Annotated in this window: 16 protein-coding genes; 10 read left to right on the forward strand and 6 right to left on the reverse strand. The window is 68.8% G+C overall.

Going from position 1 to position 16,279, the window contains the following annotated elements; translation table 11 throughout:
* The 9 genes from sufB to VFX99_RS13895 form a co-directional block, all read left to right on the forward strand.
* The coding region (gene sufB / locus VFX99_RS13855) for a Fe-S cluster assembly protein SufB (protein ID WP_329666878.1) at positions 1 to 1,239 on the forward strand (1,239 nt) is incomplete at its 5' end.
* The gene (gene sufD, locus VFX99_RS13860; RefSeq protein ID WP_329666879.1) at positions 1,240 to 2,424 is read left to right on the forward strand and encodes a Fe-S cluster assembly protein SufD; all 1,185 of its coding nucleotides are present in this window, start codon (positions 1,240 to 1,242) and stop codon (positions 2,422 to 2,424) included. It abuts the gene before it with no gap.
* A complete protein-coding gene (locus tag VFX99_RS13865; RefSeq protein ID WP_329666880.1) occupies positions 2,421 to 2,747 on the forward strand; it encodes a non-heme iron oxygenase ferredoxin subunit in 327 nt (108 codons plus the stop codon). The genes sufD and VFX99_RS13865 overlap by 4 nt, the downstream gene beginning before the upstream one ends.
* A gap of 32 nt (positions 2,748 to 2,779) precedes the next feature.
* A complete protein-coding gene (gene sufC, locus VFX99_RS13870) occupies positions 2,780 to 3,562 on the forward strand; it encodes a Fe-S cluster assembly ATPase SufC (RefSeq protein WP_329666881.1) in 783 nt (260 codons plus the stop codon).
* A gap of 9 nt (positions 3,563 to 3,571) precedes the next feature.
* Entirely contained in the window at positions 3,572 to 3,901 is a 330-nt protein-coding gene (locus VFX99_RS13875) for a metal-sulfur cluster assembly factor (protein ID WP_257502507.1), read from the forward strand.
* A gap of 104 nt (positions 3,902 to 4,005) precedes the next feature.
* Positions 4,006 to 5,208 carry a hypothetical protein gene (locus VFX99_RS13880; protein ID WP_329666882.1) on the forward strand — a complete coding sequence of 401 codons (1,203 nt, stop codon included), beginning with the start codon at positions 4,006 to 4,008 and terminating at the stop codon, positions 5,206 to 5,208.
* A complete protein-coding gene (locus tag VFX99_RS13885) occupies positions 5,208 to 6,911 on the forward strand; it encodes a hypothetical protein (protein WP_329666883.1) in 1,704 nt (567 codons plus the stop codon). Before VFX99_RS13880 ends, VFX99_RS13885 begins: the two co-directional genes overlap by 1 nt.
* A gap of 31 nt (positions 6,912 to 6,942) precedes the next feature.
* A complete protein-coding gene (locus VFX99_RS13890; protein WP_329666884.1) occupies positions 6,943 to 8,103 on the forward strand; it encodes a MalY/PatB family protein in 1,161 nt (386 codons plus the stop codon).
* A complete protein-coding gene (locus VFX99_RS13895; RefSeq protein WP_329666885.1) occupies positions 8,100 to 9,479 on the forward strand; it encodes an MFS transporter in 1,380 nt (459 codons plus the stop codon). The genes VFX99_RS13890 and VFX99_RS13895 overlap by 4 nt, the downstream gene beginning before the upstream one ends.
* Here VFX99_RS13895 and VFX99_RS13900 read toward each other — a convergent pair whose 3' ends face one another.
* The 6 genes from VFX99_RS13900 to VFX99_RS13925 form a co-directional block, all read right to left on the reverse strand.
* On the reverse strand, positions 9,480 to 10,130 hold the full coding sequence (locus VFX99_RS13900) for a biotin transporter BioY (protein ID WP_329666886.1): 651 nt from the start codon (positions 10,128 to 10,130) through the stop codon (positions 9,480 to 9,482).
* A gap of 136 nt (positions 10,131 to 10,266) precedes the next feature.
* A complete protein-coding gene (locus tag VFX99_RS13905) occupies positions 10,267 to 11,175 on the reverse strand; it encodes a siderophore-interacting protein (RefSeq protein ID WP_329666887.1) in 909 nt (302 codons plus the stop codon).
* Positions 11,159 to 12,043: an ABC transporter ATP-binding protein gene (locus VFX99_RS13910; RefSeq protein WP_329666888.1), complete on the reverse strand. Its 885-nt coding sequence runs from the start codon at positions 12,041 to 12,043 to the stop codon at positions 11,159 to 11,161. Before VFX99_RS13910 ends, VFX99_RS13905 begins: the two co-directional genes overlap by 17 nt.
* A complete protein-coding gene (locus VFX99_RS13915) occupies positions 12,040 to 13,065 on the reverse strand; it encodes a FecCD family ABC transporter permease (RefSeq protein WP_329666889.1) in 1,026 nt (341 codons plus the stop codon). Before VFX99_RS13915 ends, VFX99_RS13910 begins: the two co-directional genes overlap by 4 nt.
* Complete coding sequence (locus VFX99_RS13920) at positions 13,062 to 14,108, reverse strand: iron ABC transporter permease (protein ID WP_329666890.1); 1,047 nt, start codon at positions 14,106 to 14,108, stop codon at positions 13,062 to 13,064. The genes VFX99_RS13915 and VFX99_RS13920 overlap by 4 nt, the downstream gene beginning before the upstream one ends.
* 20 nt (positions 14,109 to 14,128) lie before the next feature.
* Positions 14,129 to 15,145, reverse strand: coding sequence for an iron-siderophore ABC transporter substrate-binding protein (locus VFX99_RS13925; RefSeq protein WP_329666891.1), 1,017 nt, complete (start codon positions 15,143 to 15,145; stop codon positions 14,129 to 14,131).
* Positions 15,146 to 15,366: 221 nt separating this feature from the next.
* On the opposite strand from VFX99_RS13925, the gene VFX99_RS13930 reads away from it, so the two are divergent.
* Positions 15,367 to 16,279: ATP-binding cassette domain-containing protein (locus VFX99_RS13930; RefSeq protein ID WP_329666892.1), on the forward strand; the 913-nt coding region annotated here is incomplete at its 3' end.

The following is a 16,279-nucleotide window of genomic DNA, read 5'->3' on the forward strand; positions in this document are numbered from 1 at the left end:
CTCCAGCTGTTCGAGCGCAAGCCCATGCCGACCTGGGGCGCCGATCTCAGCGAGATCGACTTCGACAACATCAAGTACTTCGTGCGCTCCACCGAGAAGCAGGCCGGATCGTGGGAGGAGCTCCCCGAGGAGATCCGCAACACGTACGAGCGGCTCGGCATCCCTGAGGCCGAGCGCCAGCGCCTCGTGGCGGGCGTGGCCGCGCAGTACGAGTCGGAAGTCGTCTACCACCAGATCAACGAGCAGCTCGAGGCCCAGGGTGTCATCTTCATGGACACCGACACGGCGCTGCGCGAGCACCCCGAGTTCTTCGAGGAGTACTTCGGCACCGTGATCCCCGCCGGCGACAACAAGTTCGCCGCATTGAACACCTCGGTGTGGTCGGGCGGATCGTTCGTCTACGTGCCGCCCGGTGTACACGTCGAGATCCCGTTGCAGGCGTACTTCCGCATCAACACCGAGAACATGGGCCAGTTCGAGCGGACGCTCATCATCGCCGACGAGGGCTCGTACGTGCACTACATCGAGGGCTGCACCGCCCCGATCTACAAGAGCGATTCGCTGCACTCGGCCGTCGTCGAGATCATCGTGAAGAAGAACGCCCGCGTGCGCTACACGACGATCCAGAACTGGTCGAACAACGTCTACAACCTGGTCACCAAGCGTGCGATCGCGCACGAAGGCGCGACCATGGAGTGGATCGACGGCAACATCGGCTCGAAGGTGACCATGAAGTACCCGTCGATCTTCCTGGTCGGCGAGCACGCGAAGGGCGAGACGCTCTCGGTTGCCTTCGCCGGTCCCGGGCAGCACCAGGACGCCGGCGCGAAGATGATCCACATGGCGCCCTACACGCAGTCCTCGATCGTCTCGAAATCGATCGCCCGCGGCGGCGGTCGCGCCGGCTATCGCGGCGAGGTCCGCGTCGACGCCAACGCGCACCACTCGGCCAACACGGTGCGTTGCGACGCGCTCCTGGTGGACACCATCTCGCGCTCCGACACATATCCGTCGATCGACATCCGCGTCGACGACGTCCAGCTCGGACACGAGGCCACCGTCTCGAAGGTCAGCGAAGAGCAGCTGTTCTACCTGATGAGCCGCGGGATGCCGGAGGACGAGGCGATGGCGATGATCGTGCGCGGCTTCATCGAGCCGATCGCGCGCGAGCTTCCGATGGAGTACGCCATGGAGCTGAACAAGCTCATCGAGATGGGCATGGAAGGATCGGTCGGCTAGATGACGACCACGACGCAGGCACCCTCGTCGGTGCCCGGCTCGACAGCGCACACGGACGGGGCCTGGGCGCCGATCCAGACCCGTTCGGAGCGTCCGCGCTCGTATGATCCGGCCGATTTCGAACGGCCGAACGGACGCGAGGTGAACTGGAAGCACTCCCCGGTCGACCGGCTGGCCCCGCTCTTCTCCGACGTCGAGGGCGGCGCGGATGTCGTGACCGTCGCCGTGTCCGCACCCGATGCCGTCCAGACGGCGTCCCTTTCGGTGGGCACCGCGCCCCGCGGAGAAATCTTCACCCCGGAAGACCTGCCCGCCGCGATCGCCTGGCGCCGCGAGCCCGCTGCCCACCTGCTGCGTATCCCGGCCGGTGTCGAGCTCGACGAGCCCGTCTACGTCGATGTGCAGGGTCACGGCGGGCTGGCCCACGCGCACCTCGTGCTCGAGGCGATGCCCAACTCTCACGGGACCGTCGTGCTGCGGCACGCGGGGTCGGTGCAGCTCGCCCAGAATGTCGAGATCCTCGTGCGGGAAGGCGCGCACCTCACCGTCATCACCGTGCAGCAGTGGGCCGATGACTCGGTGCACGCGGCATCCCATCAGGCGCGCGTGGATCGCGACGCGACCCTGCGGCACATCGTCGTCAGCTTCGGCGGAGGCGTCGTACGTGTGAACCCCAGCGTCGAGCTCGCCGGTGCCGGCTCGCACGCGCAGCTGTACGGCATGTCGTACTCCGATTCGGGGCAGCACCTGGAGAGCCAGGTGTACCTGTTCCACAAGGGCCGCGACACCCGCGGCGACGTGCTCTACAAGGGCGCCCTTCAGGGCGCCGGCGCCCGCAGCGTCTGGATCGGAGACGTGCTGATCGGCCCCGAGGCCGTCGGCACCGACTCGTACGAGGCCAACCGGAATCTCGTCCTCACCGACGGCGCACGCGCCGAGTCCATCCCCAACCTGGAGATCGAGACCGGCGACATCCGCGGTGCCGGGCATGCGAGCGCGACTGGACGCTTCGACGACGAGCAGCTGTTCTATCTGCAGTCGCGCGGCATCAGCGAGGACGAGGCCCGCCGCCTGGTGGTCATCGGCTTCCTGAGCGACATCGTCCAACGCATCGGCATCCCCGCTCTGGAGACGGAGCTGCACGCGGCCATCGAAGCCGAACTTCAGGAAGGAGCGGCGCAGTGACCGCAACCCGTGTCTGTGCTCTGAGCGAGCTGGAGCAGGACTCCGCCATCCGCGTCGAGGTGGAAGGCGTGCCCATCGCCGTCGTCCGCGACTCGAACGATGACGTGCACGCGATCGGCGATGTCTGCACGCACGGCGACATCTCGCTCGCGGAGGGCTTCGTCGACGGCGACACGATCGAATGCTGGGCGCACGGCTCCGCCTTCTCGCTCCAGACCGGGCGACCCCTGAATCTCCCCGCCTACGAACCCGTACCCGTCTACGCCGTCACGATCGAGGGGGACGATGTGCTCATCGATCCCGCCGTTCTGAAGACACCGTGACCGCAGCACCGACTTCGAAGAAGGAAACCTCAATGTCAGTCCTCGAGATCCGCGACCTCCATGTGACGGTCGAGACGGATGCCGGCACCACACCGATCCTCAACGGAGTGACCCTCACCATCCGAAAGGGTGAGACGCACGCCATCATCGGGCCGAACTGCTCCGGTAAGTCCACCCTCGCGTACACGATCGCCGGACACCCGAAGTATCAGGTCACCAGCGGCACCATCACGCTCGACGGCGACGACGTGCTCGCGATGACGGTCGACGAGCGGGCCCGCGCCGGGCTGTTCCTGGCAATGCAGTACCCGGTCGAGATCCCCGGCGTGACCGTCACCAACTTCCTGCGGACCGCCAAGACCGCGATCGACGGCGAAGCACCGGCGATCCGCACGTGGACCAAGGACGTCAAGCAGTCCATGAAGAACCTGCGCATGGACCCGAAGTTCGCGCAGCGCAACGTCAACGAGGGGTTCTCGGGCGGCGAGAAGAAGCGTCACGAGATCCTGCAGCTCGAGCTTCTGCGGCCGCAGATCGCCGTGCTCGACGAGACCGACTCCGGTCTGGACGTCGATGCGCTGAAGGTGGTGTCCGAGGGTGTCAACCGCGCCAAGGAGAACACCGATCTGGGCGTTCTGCTGATCACGCACTACACCCGCATCCTGCGATACATCCATCCCGACTTCGTGCACGTCATGATCGCGGGACGGATCGTCGAAGAGGGTGGACCTGAGCTCGCCGAGCGACTCGAGGACGAAGGCTACGACCGGTTCATGGCGCCGCTTCTCGAAGCCGCCGCCGAGGGCGAAGCGTAGAATCCTGGTATGACCGCGACGCTGGCACCCGACAAGTACGACGAGGTCCAAGAAGCCCTCAAGGACGTCATGGACCCCGAACTGGGGATCAACGTCGTGGACCTGGGCCTGATCTACGATCTCGGCTGGGACGACGAGAACGACGCGCTGGTCATCCACATGACGCTGACCAGCGCCGGCTGCCCGCTCACGGACGTGCTCGAGGAGCAGACTGCTCAGGCACTGGACGACGTGGTGGAGCGGTTCCGGATCAACTGGGTCTGGATGCCGCCGTGGGGACCGGAGCGGATCACAGACGACGGGCGCGACATGATGCGCGCGCTCGGCTTCGCGATCTGACCCGCCGACGCCCGCTGAAGTCCCTCTTGTAGCCGCCTCAACGCCTCACTAGGCTCACGGCCATCGGTCGCATCGGCGCGATCGCACTTTGGGGGAAGTGGATCATGCGCGCACGTGCGGGCGGTGTTTGGTGTGTCGTTTTCGCGGTTGCCGGCCTGACCGGATGTAATGCGCCTCCGGGTGGAACCGACGGCTCGCCGCCCATCGAGGCGACTCTGGCCATCCATTCCGGCGAGGCGGCCGTCGAGACCGCGGACGGGACGGGGGACGGCGCCGACGGCGAAACCCTCGCTGCGGGCGACGTCGTCACGGTGTCGGGGCAGGACGCCCTGGTCGAGCTGACCTGGTCGGACGGTGCAGTCACCCGACTGGGTCCGGACACATCGTTCACCGTCGGCGCGCCGGGCGATCGGCTGGGCGCGCGCGGCCTGCAAAGCGGCGGTGTGAGCTGGAACCGGGTGTCCGCGGCCCGAGATGCCGAGGAGGATGCCGCGCCGTACGTGCTCGCGGTGGACGGTGCGAGCCCCGTCTCGGATCGCGGCGAGCTGTTCGTCGTGGACTGCAGGGCCGAAGCCTGCAGGATCGCCGGGACGGGCGGCGGTGGCGCCGACGGGTCGAAGACGACCTTCCGGCGAGGACTGATCGAGACCGAGGTCGTCGGCGAGATGCCGGTCTCGTGGGAGGCGCTGATGGTCGACCCGTGGGCGGAGGCGAACGCCGCGCTGGACGAGGCCGGCGGGCTGGCCCCGGTCGCCGACCTGTTCGCCGATGCGGAGCCGTCGCGCGGGGTGCTGGAGGGGACGTTCGACGTCCTGCGCACCGGGCGGGAGCGGTCCTGCTCCGGAGCGCGGTGTTCGGAGCTGGTCCTGATCCAGCCGGGGGAGACCCGAAGTCTCGTCTACACATTCAATCGAGACTGCCTTCCGGCCTCCGGGTGTGCCACGAGCGTCGACACGCAGTTCGTCGACACGGACACGGGCGCGGTCAACGACGAGAACGTGCCACTTGTGACGAGCGCGGAGACCTTCACGTGGGGCCGGGACGTCGAGGGCTCGATCTGCCTTTGGACCTACGAAGACGGGTTCAGCACCGAGACAGGGCATCAGGCGAACTCGATTCGATGGAGCGTCACACCGTCGAAGGCCGAGATCAGGGACGGGGTTTTCGTCGTGACCGAACTCACTGGGACAGCTGAGGCTTCGCTGAAGATCGTCGAGCACGTATCGCCGGAGTTCCCGGGATGCGAGGCACTCGAGGTCGAGTGGTCGGGAGCTTCGGATCTGGTGCTCACGAGGAGGGACGGCTGATGTCCGCCGTGATCGGGCGCGCGGCGCTGGCCGCCGGCACCGTCATCGCGGGGTTGCTGCTCGCGCCCGCCGCGGCGTGGGCATCATCCGACACGGAGGCAGGGCCGGGAACCGCGGTCTTCGCGGTGGAGGTCACGGATGTCAGCACCGGACCGAACGGCGCGGGCGAGACCGAGTCGACCAGCGGCGAGCTGCGGATCGCCTGCGTCGGCACCACCTGCGCCATCGCCTCCGAGCCGGGACGGCAATTCCTCGGGGGCATCGACCTCACCGCCGGCGCGACCATATCGGGATCCGGATCCTCCGGAAGCACCGGCTCGCCCTGCGCCGGGGGCCGGGGGGCGCGCACGGTCAGCCTGGACGCGACAGCCGCCGGCTTCACCGCCGAGCTTTCGCAGGAACCGATCGAGTGGCTCGCCTGCGACGACGGAAGCGAAGCGTACGGCCACGCACGAGAAGTCGCATGGAGCGGAACCCTCGTCTCGGCCGACGAGTGCGTCTTCCGCGAGGAAGGCTGCGCGCAGTCCACGGGCGGATCGTTCCTGGCAACGGGATCCCCGGCCGCGCCCAGCGTTCTGAGTACTCTTGCGACACCCGCGACAGCGGGCACAGCCCCGGTGCAGCTGGGTTTCGCGGCGGCCCTGACGATCATTCTGGTGCTGCTGGTCGCCTTTCCGACGGCCCTGCTGAACTCGGCGGCCGAGCACGGCTCCGGTCGCCTCGCCGACTGGTGGCGTGCACGGCCGGGCCCGCGGTCGCCTCGCGGCGCCGCCGCCGCCGCGGAGGACGCACCGGGCATCGACGCGTCCGAGCACCCGCCCGTCGGGCGTTGGTCTCAGACATGGTGGTGGGCGGCGGTGGGCGTCCTCGCGGCGGCCGTCATCTCGGCGTTCGTCGACCCGCAGTTCGGGCTGAACCCCGGCAGCGCACGGATGGTCCTGTCCATCCTGGCGTCGTTCGGCATCGACGTGGTGCTGGGCTGGGTCATCGTGATCTTCCTGATGCGGCGCTTCGCCCCGGGTGCGGTGCATTCGTTCGCCTTCCAGCCGCTGACGCTGCTGATCGTCGTCCTCGCGGTGGTGTTCACGCGCATCACCGGATTCGAGCCAGGCATCGTCTTCGGTCTCGTCGCAGGCGTCGCGTTCGGCGCGTTGGTCGGGCGCGCGCAGGAGGCCCGAGCAACTCTGGTCACCCTGGGCTATGCCTTCGGCGTCGCGCTGATCGCGTGGGTCCTGTACGGCATGATGGGCGGCGGCGCGGCTTCGGGAGGGTCGTTCTGGTCCACGTTCACTGTGGAGACGCTCTCCTCGGTCGCGATCGGCGGGATGGCGGCTCTGCCCATCGCTCTGTTCCCTGTGCGAGGCCTGCCCGGGTCGACGATCTGGGCGTGGAATCGAGGGGTGTGGGCAGGGTGCTATGCCGTCGGGCTCTTCGCGTTCTTCGTCGTCCTGATGCCGATGCCGTTCTCCTGGTCGGACGTGGCCCTCGACCTCGGCACCTGGATCGGCATCTACCTCGTCTACCTCGCAGTCGCACTGGTGCTGTGGCTGCTGCTCGCACGGCCGTGGAGCAAGGGTCAGACGGTGGCACCCGAGGTGAGCGCCGCCGCCGGGGGTGAGCCCGGCGAGGTGGGCGCGACGGTCTCCTCGGGGCCGAGTTTGTCGAGACCGCCCTCCGATGACACGGAAGGACCAACACGCTGAGGCCGGATGTCGTCCGTCGTAGGCTCGAACGGTGAGTGCCGCCCCCCTGACCGCCCTGCCCCTCGACGAGCTGAGACAGCGTTCCAGCACAAAATGGCGCCGGTATCCGGAGAAGGTGCTCCCGCTGTTCGTCGCGGAAACCGACTTCGCACCGGCGCCCGCCATCACGCGGGCGCTGATGCGTGCCGTCGAACTGGGCGACACCGGATACACGCCCCCCGACCCGGGCATCGCGCGCGCGTTCGCGGGCTTCGCGCAGCGACGCTTCGGATGGGCGGTCGATCCCGAGCGTGTCCGCACCACATGCGACGTGATGATGGGGGTCGTCGAGATCCTCCGCCGCGTCATCGCACCCGGGGACCGCGTGATCGTGACCCCACCCGTTTACCCTCCGTTCTACGAGTGCATCCCCGAGGCGGGCGGCGTCGTCGAACGCGTCCCCCTCCTGGAGAAAGAGACCGGCTGGGAGCTCGATCTGCTCGGCATCGAGGCGGCCTTCGCGGGAGGAGCACGCTCGGTCCTGCTGTGCAATCCGCACAATCCGACCGGCACGGCGCACTCCCGGGAATCCCTGGCTGCGCTCGCCGACCTGGCAGCCGGGTTCGGCGCGACCGTCATCAGCGATGAGATCCACGCGCCCCTGGTGCACGCGCCACACACATTCACGCCGTTCCTCACCGCTTCGCCCGCGGCGGCCCGGATCGGCTTCGCCGTCACAAGCGCGAGCAAGGCCTACAACCTCGCCGGCTTGAAATGCGCTCTGATGGTCACCGCGGCGGAGCCGAGCGGAGCGGTGGTACGATCCTTGCCCGACGAGGTCGAGTGGCGGACCGGGCTGTTCGGTGCGATCGCCGGCGTTGCGGCATTCTCCGAGGAGAGCGATGTCTGGCTCGACGGGCTGCTCGCCGCGCTGGACCAGAACCGCCGCCTCCTCGCCGAGCTTCTCGCGGAGCACGTGCCGGACGCCCGCTATCGGATCCCCGAAGCCGGATTCCTCGCGTGGGTGGATCTCACCGGTCTGGGCTGGGGCGAGAACCCGGCGGTCAAGATCCGACGCGAGGCCGATGTGGCCCTGCATCTCGGACCGCTGTTCGGTGAGGAGGGGAGCGGGCACGTGCGCATCAACATCGGCTGCTCGCCGGACGTGCTGCGCGAGGCCGTCGCGCGCATCGGCTCGCTCATCTCGTCGTGACCGCGCCGCTCGAGCCCGCGCCGAGCATCTGGGGCACGCGCTACGTCTGGGTGACGGTGGGAGCGGTCGCCCTGATCTTCCTCGCGGCTGTGCAGGCCCTGGCCGTCACGACCGTGATGCCGATCGTGAGCGACGACCTGGACGGCGACACGCTGTACGCGGTCGCGTTCGCGGGCACGCTGGCCACCAGCGTCATCGGGATGGTGGCCGTCGGCGCGTGGAGCGACAGGTCGGGCCCGAAAGCGCCGCTGTACGCGGCCGTGGCCCTGTTCCTGGTCGGTCTGGTGATCGCCGGGCTCGCCCCGACGATGCCGATCCTCGTCGTCGGCCGGCTCATCCAAGGTCTCGGCACCGGCGGGCAGACCGTCGCCCTGTACGTGGTCGTCGCTCGGGTCTATCCCGCGCAGGTCCACGGCCGCGTGTTCGCGGCCTTCTCGGCGGCATGGGTGGTGCCGTCACTGATCGGCCCCTTTCTGGCGGGCGCGGTGACGGAGTACCTGCACTGGAGGTGGGTGTTCCTCGGGGTCGCGGCGCTGACGCTCGTGGCGTTCACGCTGATCGCGCTGCGACTTCACGCCACCGCACTGCACACGGACGAGCCGCAGGAGGGCAGGGTGGGGCCCCGCCTCGCGTGCGCGGTGGCGGTGGCGATCGGCGCGCTGGCGCTCAGTCTGGCCGGTGAGCTCGGGTCCTGGTCGGTGCTGGTGGTCGCGGCATCCGTGCTCATCATCGGCTTCGCCGCCCGACCGCTGCTGCCACCGGGGACCCTGCTCTCAGGACGCGGCCTGCCGAGCGTCGTGCTCATGCGCGGGCTGATCGCCGGCGCGCTGTTCGGTGCCGAGATCTACGTGCCCTATCTGCTGATCGCGGAGTACGACTTCTCCCCGACGTGGGCGGGAGTGGCGCTGACGGCGGCGGCCCTGACGTGGGCGGCCGCGTCGGCTGTACAGGGACGCGTGGGCGACCGCATCGGGAATGCCCGCATCACCCTGATCGGCACCGCCCTGCTGTTCACGTCCCTCACAGTGGCGGGAGCAGTGGCGTGGGGCCATCTGCACACGGCTGCGCTCATCGTCGGCTGGGCGCTCGCGGGGGCGGGCATGGGGTTGATGTACCCGCGGTTGACCGTGCTGACCCTCGCGTACTCGACGCCGCAGAATCAGGGATTCAACTCGGCGGCGCTGTCGATCTCGGACGCAGTCGGTGCCGCGGCCGCGATCGCTGTGATGGGCCTGGTGTTCACCGCGCTCACGGCGACGGATGCCGGCTTCGTGGCGGTCTTCGCCATCGCGGGCGTCCTGGCACTGCTGGCGCTGGTACCCGGCCTTCGGCTCGGGCACGCGCACGAGGTGGCCCCGCAGGGCCGCGATCGCTGACTACTTCTTGCGCGCGTCGAGCGCGTGCACGCCCTTCCAGACCAGCGGCACCAGCGCGGCGGCCAGCACGGCCTTCAGCAGGTCGCCGAGCAGGAACGGGAACATGCCGGCGCCCAGCGTCGCGCCGATCAGGGTGTCGTAGCCGAGGGCGTCCTGCCAGACGGCAGGCCCGAGGTTGGAGAGGGACACGTACAGCCAGGGCAGACCGAACGCGTAGATCACGGCGCTGCCGGAGACGTAGGTGACGAACATGCCGAGGACCTTCCGGTCCCACGCGCGGCGCGCGAGCCAGCCGACCAGCGCTGCTGCCGCGATGAAGCCGATGATGTAACCACCGGTCGTCAGTGCGAACAGACTGCCGGACTTGCCTTCCGCGAACGCGGGGATGCCCAGGACGCCGATCACGAGGTACAGACCCAGAGCAGCGGTTCCGCGGAGCGGACCGAGCGCGACCCCGACCAGCAGCACCGCGAAGGTCTGCGCGGTCAGGGGCACCGGCCAGAAGGGGATGGCGATCTGTGCGGCGACCGCAACCAGTGCCGTACCCGCGACGACGAGGGCGGCATCCGTGGCCCACGCGAGAGCTCGGGAACGGCTGGGGACGACGACGTCCGCGAGGACGCGGTGCTGCTGAGCTGCGGACAGAGTCATGGGCTCTCCTTCGGCGTGGGGTGGCCCGGGCTGGGCCGAGGGGCGTCGCGATTCATCCTAGGGGCGGGTGTGCGCGGCCATTGTGCTCTCGGCGCCAATGACCGCGGCCATCCGCTGTAGGGTCCGTACGGCAGCGTCAGTTCTCCGCCTTGCCCAGCCGCCAATATCCCATGAACGCCACCGCTCGACGGTCGACGCCGTGCCCGGCGACGAGGTCGCGCCGCATCGACTTGATTGCGCTCGCCTCCCCGGCCAGCCACGAATAGAGGGTGGCGCTCTTGAGGGCGGCTCCCCCCTTCGCGGTTCTGGGCACCTCCCAGAGGATGTCGGTGTCGACGTCGATCTCCTCGACCTCGGCGCCCCTGCCCGCGGGGGCGAGACGCGCCGCGGCCTGCTCAACCGCAGTCACCAGGTGAGCATGCCGGCGGCCGTCGCCACGCGCGCTCACGCGGTACTCGAAGCCCGGGTGGCGAGGCAGGTACTCGACATCTTCACGGTGCGGCATCTCGAGGACGACCACGCCGCGCGCCTCGCGCGGGAGCTGCTCGAGGATCACGGCGATCGCCGGTGCCGCCGTCTCGTCTCCTGCGAGGAGCAGGCTCTCCGTGTTCGCCGGCGGTACGAAGTCGATGCCGTAGCTGACACCCGTGTGCGCGGTGGTGGGCGCCAGGATCAGCACCTCATCGCCGACAACCGCTCGCGAGATCCACGCGGATGCCGGTCCGATGACGTCGTGGGCCACCATGTCGATGTCGACTTCGCAGACGTCGTTGCGGACGCTGCGCGTGGTGTACGTGCGAAACGGCGGCCGCTCGTCCTCTGCCATCTCGCGCCACTCGGTGTACCAGTCGTCACCCGACGGCATGGCGTCCAGTCCGACGGTCTTGGTAGGGAACACGACCTTCACACGCTGATCGAAACCCGGGTCGCCGTAGTCGGCGAGGTCGGGACCGCCGAACGTGAAGCGGCGGAAGCTCGGGGTGAGGTCGGTGATGGCCGTCACCTGGGCCCGGAAGAAGCGGAGAGGGCTAGCGGTGGATGACATCGGAGATCCCTGTCTGGATCGGCGCGGGCGCCGTGTGCGGCGGATCGGTGGGAAGTGATTCGGTGGCGGGGAGGACGTGGTGCCGTCCGCGCGGAAGCACGATGGGGGAGCCGGAGACCGGGTCGGCGATGACGACGGCGTCCAGTGAGAACACGTCGCGGATCAGCGAACTGGTCATGACCCCATGCGGGGGTCCGCCGGCGACCAGCTCGCCGTCGCGCATTGCGAAGATGTGATCCGCATAGCGGGCGGCCATGTTCATGTCGTGCAGAACCATGACGATCGTCGTGCCGCGCTCGCGGTTCAGGTCGGTCAGCAGATCCAGCACCTCGACCTGGTGCGCGACATCGAGGAAGGTCGTGGGCTCGTCCAGCAGCAGGATGTCGGTCTCCTGCGCGAGTGCCATCGCGATCCAGACTCGCTGCCGCTGCCCGCCCGACAGTTCGTCGACGGGGCGGTCGGCGAGATCGGCGACTCCGGTCGCCGCGAGCGACTGCGCCACGACGGCGTAGTCGTGAGCGGTGAATCGCGAGAGCAGCTTCTGATGCGGGTGTCGTCCGCGGCCGACCAGATCGGCCACGACGATCCCTTCCGGGGCGATCGGGCTCTGCGGCAGCAGCCCGAGCGTGCGCGCGATCTCCTTCGAGGGCTGGGCGTGGAGGGCCTTGCCGTCGAGCACGACCTGGCCGGCACGAGGTGAGATGAGGCGCGCGAGCGCGCGCAGCAGCGTCGACTTGCCGCAGCCGTTCGCTCCGACGACGGCGGTGATCCGCCCCGGCGGAATCTGCAGATCCATCCCGGGAACGATCGTGCGATCGCCGTAGGCGAGGGTGAGAGCCTCGGCTGACAGGCTGTGGGGTTCGGTCATAACGAGCCTCCCGAGCGGTTGATCCTGACGAGCAGGTAGACCAGATACGGCGCGCCGAGGACGCCGGTGATGACTCCCACGGGATAGCGCGTGTCGAATGCGAACTGTCCGACCAGGTCGGCCGCGAGGACCAGCAGCGCTCCCACGAGGCCGGCGGGCAGCAGCAGCGACGCGCCGGGACCGATGATGCGGGCGGCGATCGGACCGGCCATGAACGCCACGAACGCGATCGGTCCGCACGCTGCGGTGGCAAAGGCCAGCAGAGCAACGGCGCACAGGATGAGGATCACCCTGGTGCGTCCGACATGCACGCCCAGGCTCGCTGCCGCGTCGTCCCCGAGCTGCAGCACGCCGAGCCCGCGTCCCTGCGCGAGCAGCAGCGGGACCAGGACCAGGGTCGCAAGGGCGAGCGGGCCGACGGCATCCCAGGTCGCTCCGTTGAGACTGCCCGTGAGCCACTGCATCGCCGTCTGGAGATCCCAAGCGGCGGCGCGGGAGAGGATGTAGGTGATGGCGCTGTGGAGCATCGCGGCGACGCCGATCCCGATGAGGATCAGGCGCGTGCCGGCGAATCCGGCCCTGTTCGACAGCAGATAGATCGCCGCCGCTGTGACCAGCGCACCGGCCAGCGCCAGGAAGGAGACGGCGGTGTCGTCGAGGGCGAGCACGATGATGCCGAACACTGCTGCGGTGCTGGCGCCGGCGCTGATGCCGATGATGTCGGGGGAGGCGAGGGGGTTGCGCAGCAGCGTCTGGAACGTGACTCCGGCGACGCCGAAGGCGAACCCGGCCAGCAGCCCCATCACTGCTCGCGGGAGGCGGAGCTCGCCGATGGTGAAGGACGCGCCGGGAACGGTCTCGCCCAGGAGCACACGGAGCACCTCACCGGGGCCGTAGAACGTGTTGCCCACCATGAGCGTGAGGATGAACACCACAATGATGCCGCCAGCGAGCGCGACCGAAGTGCCCGCGCGACGGCGGCGGCGTGCGACGCGGGCGGTCCGGACGCTCTGCTGAGTCACAGTTCACGTACCTTCTGCCGTCGGACGATCCAGATGAACAGGGGTGCGCCGATGAACGCCGTGACGATTCCGACCTCGATCTCCTCGGGTCGCGCAACGATGCGGCCGAGGACGTCGGCCGCGACCAGCAGCCCGGCCCCGGTGAGCGCGGAGAAGGGCAGCAACCAGCGGTGATCCGTGCCGACCAGCAGTCGGCACATGTGTGGGACGACGAGTCCGACGAACGCGATCGGACCGGCGACGGCTGTGGCCGCACCGCACAGGATCACCGACCCCGCCGCGGCGATCAGGCGGGTTCGGGCGACGTTCTCGCCGAGCCCCGCCGCGAGATCGTCGCCGAGCGCGAGCGAGTTCATGCCGCGGGCGCACAGGAGGCAGATGACGGCTCCGCCGACGAGGAAGGGGAGCACCAGGAGGATGCGATCCCAGGTCGCGCCTCCGACACCGCCGATCTGCCAGAACCGGAACGTCTCCATCACATCGACTCGCGGAAGGAGGATCGCACTCGTCAGCGACGTGAAGGCGGCAGCGGTCGCGGCCCCCGCGAGTGCAAGCTTGAGCGGCGTCGCACCGCCTCGGCCCAGCGACCCGACGAAATAGACGAAGACGGCGGCTCCGGCGGCACCGAGAACGGCCAGGCCCATGTGGGCGTAGGGGTTCGACAGGCCGAAGAAGGCGAGTCCGATCACGACGGCCAGGGCTGCCCCCCCGGAGATCCCGAGGATGCCGGGATCCGCGAGCGGATTCCGCGTGACGGCCTGCATGGTCGCACCGGCCAGTCCCAGCGCCGCACCCACGAGCAGAGCGAGCACCGTGCGGGGGATCCGCGCGACGACGGCCGCCTCGCCGACACCGTCCGCGTCGCCGCCCAGCGCAGTCAAGAGCTCCCCGAACGAGACTTCGCGAACCCCGAAGGCTACGGATGCCGCGCACAGCAGGGCGAGTGCGAGCAGGACCGCGCCGAGCCACGCCACACGCACCGCTGCCGGACGCCGCAAGGATGCGGCATCCGGCAGGGGTGACCTGATCTGCGTGGTGCTCAAGCGCCTAGGCTCCGATGCGCTCAGCCGAGTGCGCCGGCGAGCAGCGCGAAGTACTCGTCGACACCCCATCCGATCGACAGCGGCGAGGGATTGGCCGATGCTGCCAGCGGTGTGGAGTTCTCGAGGATGGCGATCTGACCGTTCGCGATGGCCGGGATCTGCGAGAGCAGCGGATCGGCCTGCAGCTGGGCGATGATCGAGCCGTCCGGGTCGCCGTAGGTGACGAAAACGTCCACATCCGCGAACCGGTCCGCCTCCTCGGCGCTGATCGAGACGTAGAACTCCTCGGTCGCCGCCGACTCCTCCTCGACCACGGCGGGCTGCGGCAGGCCGAGGCTGGCGAGGAATCCGGGACGCGTGTCGTGGCTCGTGTAGAAGCCGACCTGGCTCAGGTCGGCGGGGTCGATGTACGAGAAGAGCGTGTTCGCGTCGGTGAGTTCCGGGTGCGCAGCCAGGGCCGCATCGACCTCCGCGTGCAGGTCCTCGATCAGCTGATCTCCCTCCTCGGCCAGCCCGATCGCAGCCGAGTTCAGGCGGATCGTGTCCTCGAAGGATGTGCCCCACGCGACGTCGGGGAAGGCGACGACCGGCGCGATCTTCGAGAGCGTGTCGTACTCCTCCTCAGTGAGGCCCGAGTACGCGGCGAGGATGACGTCGGGCTGCGTGTCGGCAACCGCCTCGAAGTCGATGCCGTCGGTCTCGTCGAACAGCACAGGCGTCTCGGCGCCCAGTTCTTCGAGCTGGTCCTCCACCCACGGCAGCACACCGTCTTCGTCGTCGTCGCCCCAGGTCGCCTTGCTCATGCCGACCGGTACCACGCCGAGTGCGAGTGGCACTTCGTGGTTGGCCCACGCCACGGTCGCGATGCGCTCGGGCTGGGATTCGATCGTGGTCTCGCCGAACGCGTGCTCGACGGTCACCGGGAAGTCTCCCGCACCCGATCCGGCGGAATCGGCTGTCCCGGCATCTGCAGCCCCGCTCGCACACCCGGCGAGTAGGAGCGCAGCGGACGCGACGGCGGCCAGGGCTGTGGACACGGCAAGTGGAGTGCGAGGCACGGATTCCTCCGGGGGAGTCAGCGGTGTTAGGTAAGCCTTACATTACTTGGTGGCATCGTCGTGCGCGAACTGGATGACAAGATGGGCACGAGGAAACGCCGCGTACCGCGGACGCGGTCGGCGTCGTTCCGTGGCGCCGTATACTGAGAGGCTGGCCGTTCGGCCGCCCCCTCGCCCCCTCCACGAAACGGACGTCTGCTGTGCTCGCCGTGCACGACCTCGAGATCCGCGTGGGCGCCCGCGTGCTGATGGCGGACGTCTCGTTCCGCGTCAGCGACGGCGACAAGGTCGGTCTCGTCGGCCGCAACGGCGCGGGCAAGACGACGCTGACGAAGGTGCTCGCCGGCGATCTGATTCCCGCCGACGGACGAGTGGACCGCTCCGGCGAGCTCGGCTATCTGCCCCAGGACCCGCGCACGGGCGACCCTGACATGCTGGCGCGCACGCGCATCCTCGACGCGAGGGGACTGGGCACGCTGGCGCTCGGGATGCATGAGGCATCCCTGCAGATGGGCGACGACCAGCCGGATGTCGCGGCCAAGGCCATGAAGCGCTACAGCAGCCTCACTGAGCGGTTCGAGGCGCTGGGCGGCTATACCGCCGAAGCGGAAGCGGCCTCCATCGCGCACAACCTCTCGCTGCCCGACCGCATCCTCGACCAGCCGCTGCGCACACTCTCCGGCGGCCAGCGACGGCGTATCGAACTGGCGCGCATCCTCTTCTCCGACGCGGAGTCGATGATCCTCGATGAGCCGACCAACCACCTCGACGCCGACAGTGTGGTGTGGCTGCGGGAGTTCCTCAAGAACTACAAGGGCGGTCTGATCGTCATCAGCCACGACGTCGAGCTCGTGGGCGAGACGGTGAACCGCGTGTTCTACCTCGACGCGAACCGCCAGGTCATCGACATCTACAACATGAATTGGAAGAACTACCTCCGCCAGCGGGTGGCTGACGAAGAGCGTCGCAAGAAGGAACGCGTCAACGTCGAGAAGAAGGCGACGCAGCTCCAGCTGCAGGCCGCTCGCTTCGGTGCGAAGGCCTCGAAGGCGGCGGCCGCGCACCAGATGGTGGCCAGGGCCGAGAAGATGCTGTCCGGCCTGGACGATGTGC

It is taken from the genome of Microbacterium sp., from assembly GCF_036277215.1.
Taxonomy (GTDB): domain Bacteria; phylum Actinomycetota; class Actinomycetes; order Actinomycetales; family Microbacteriaceae; genus Microbacterium.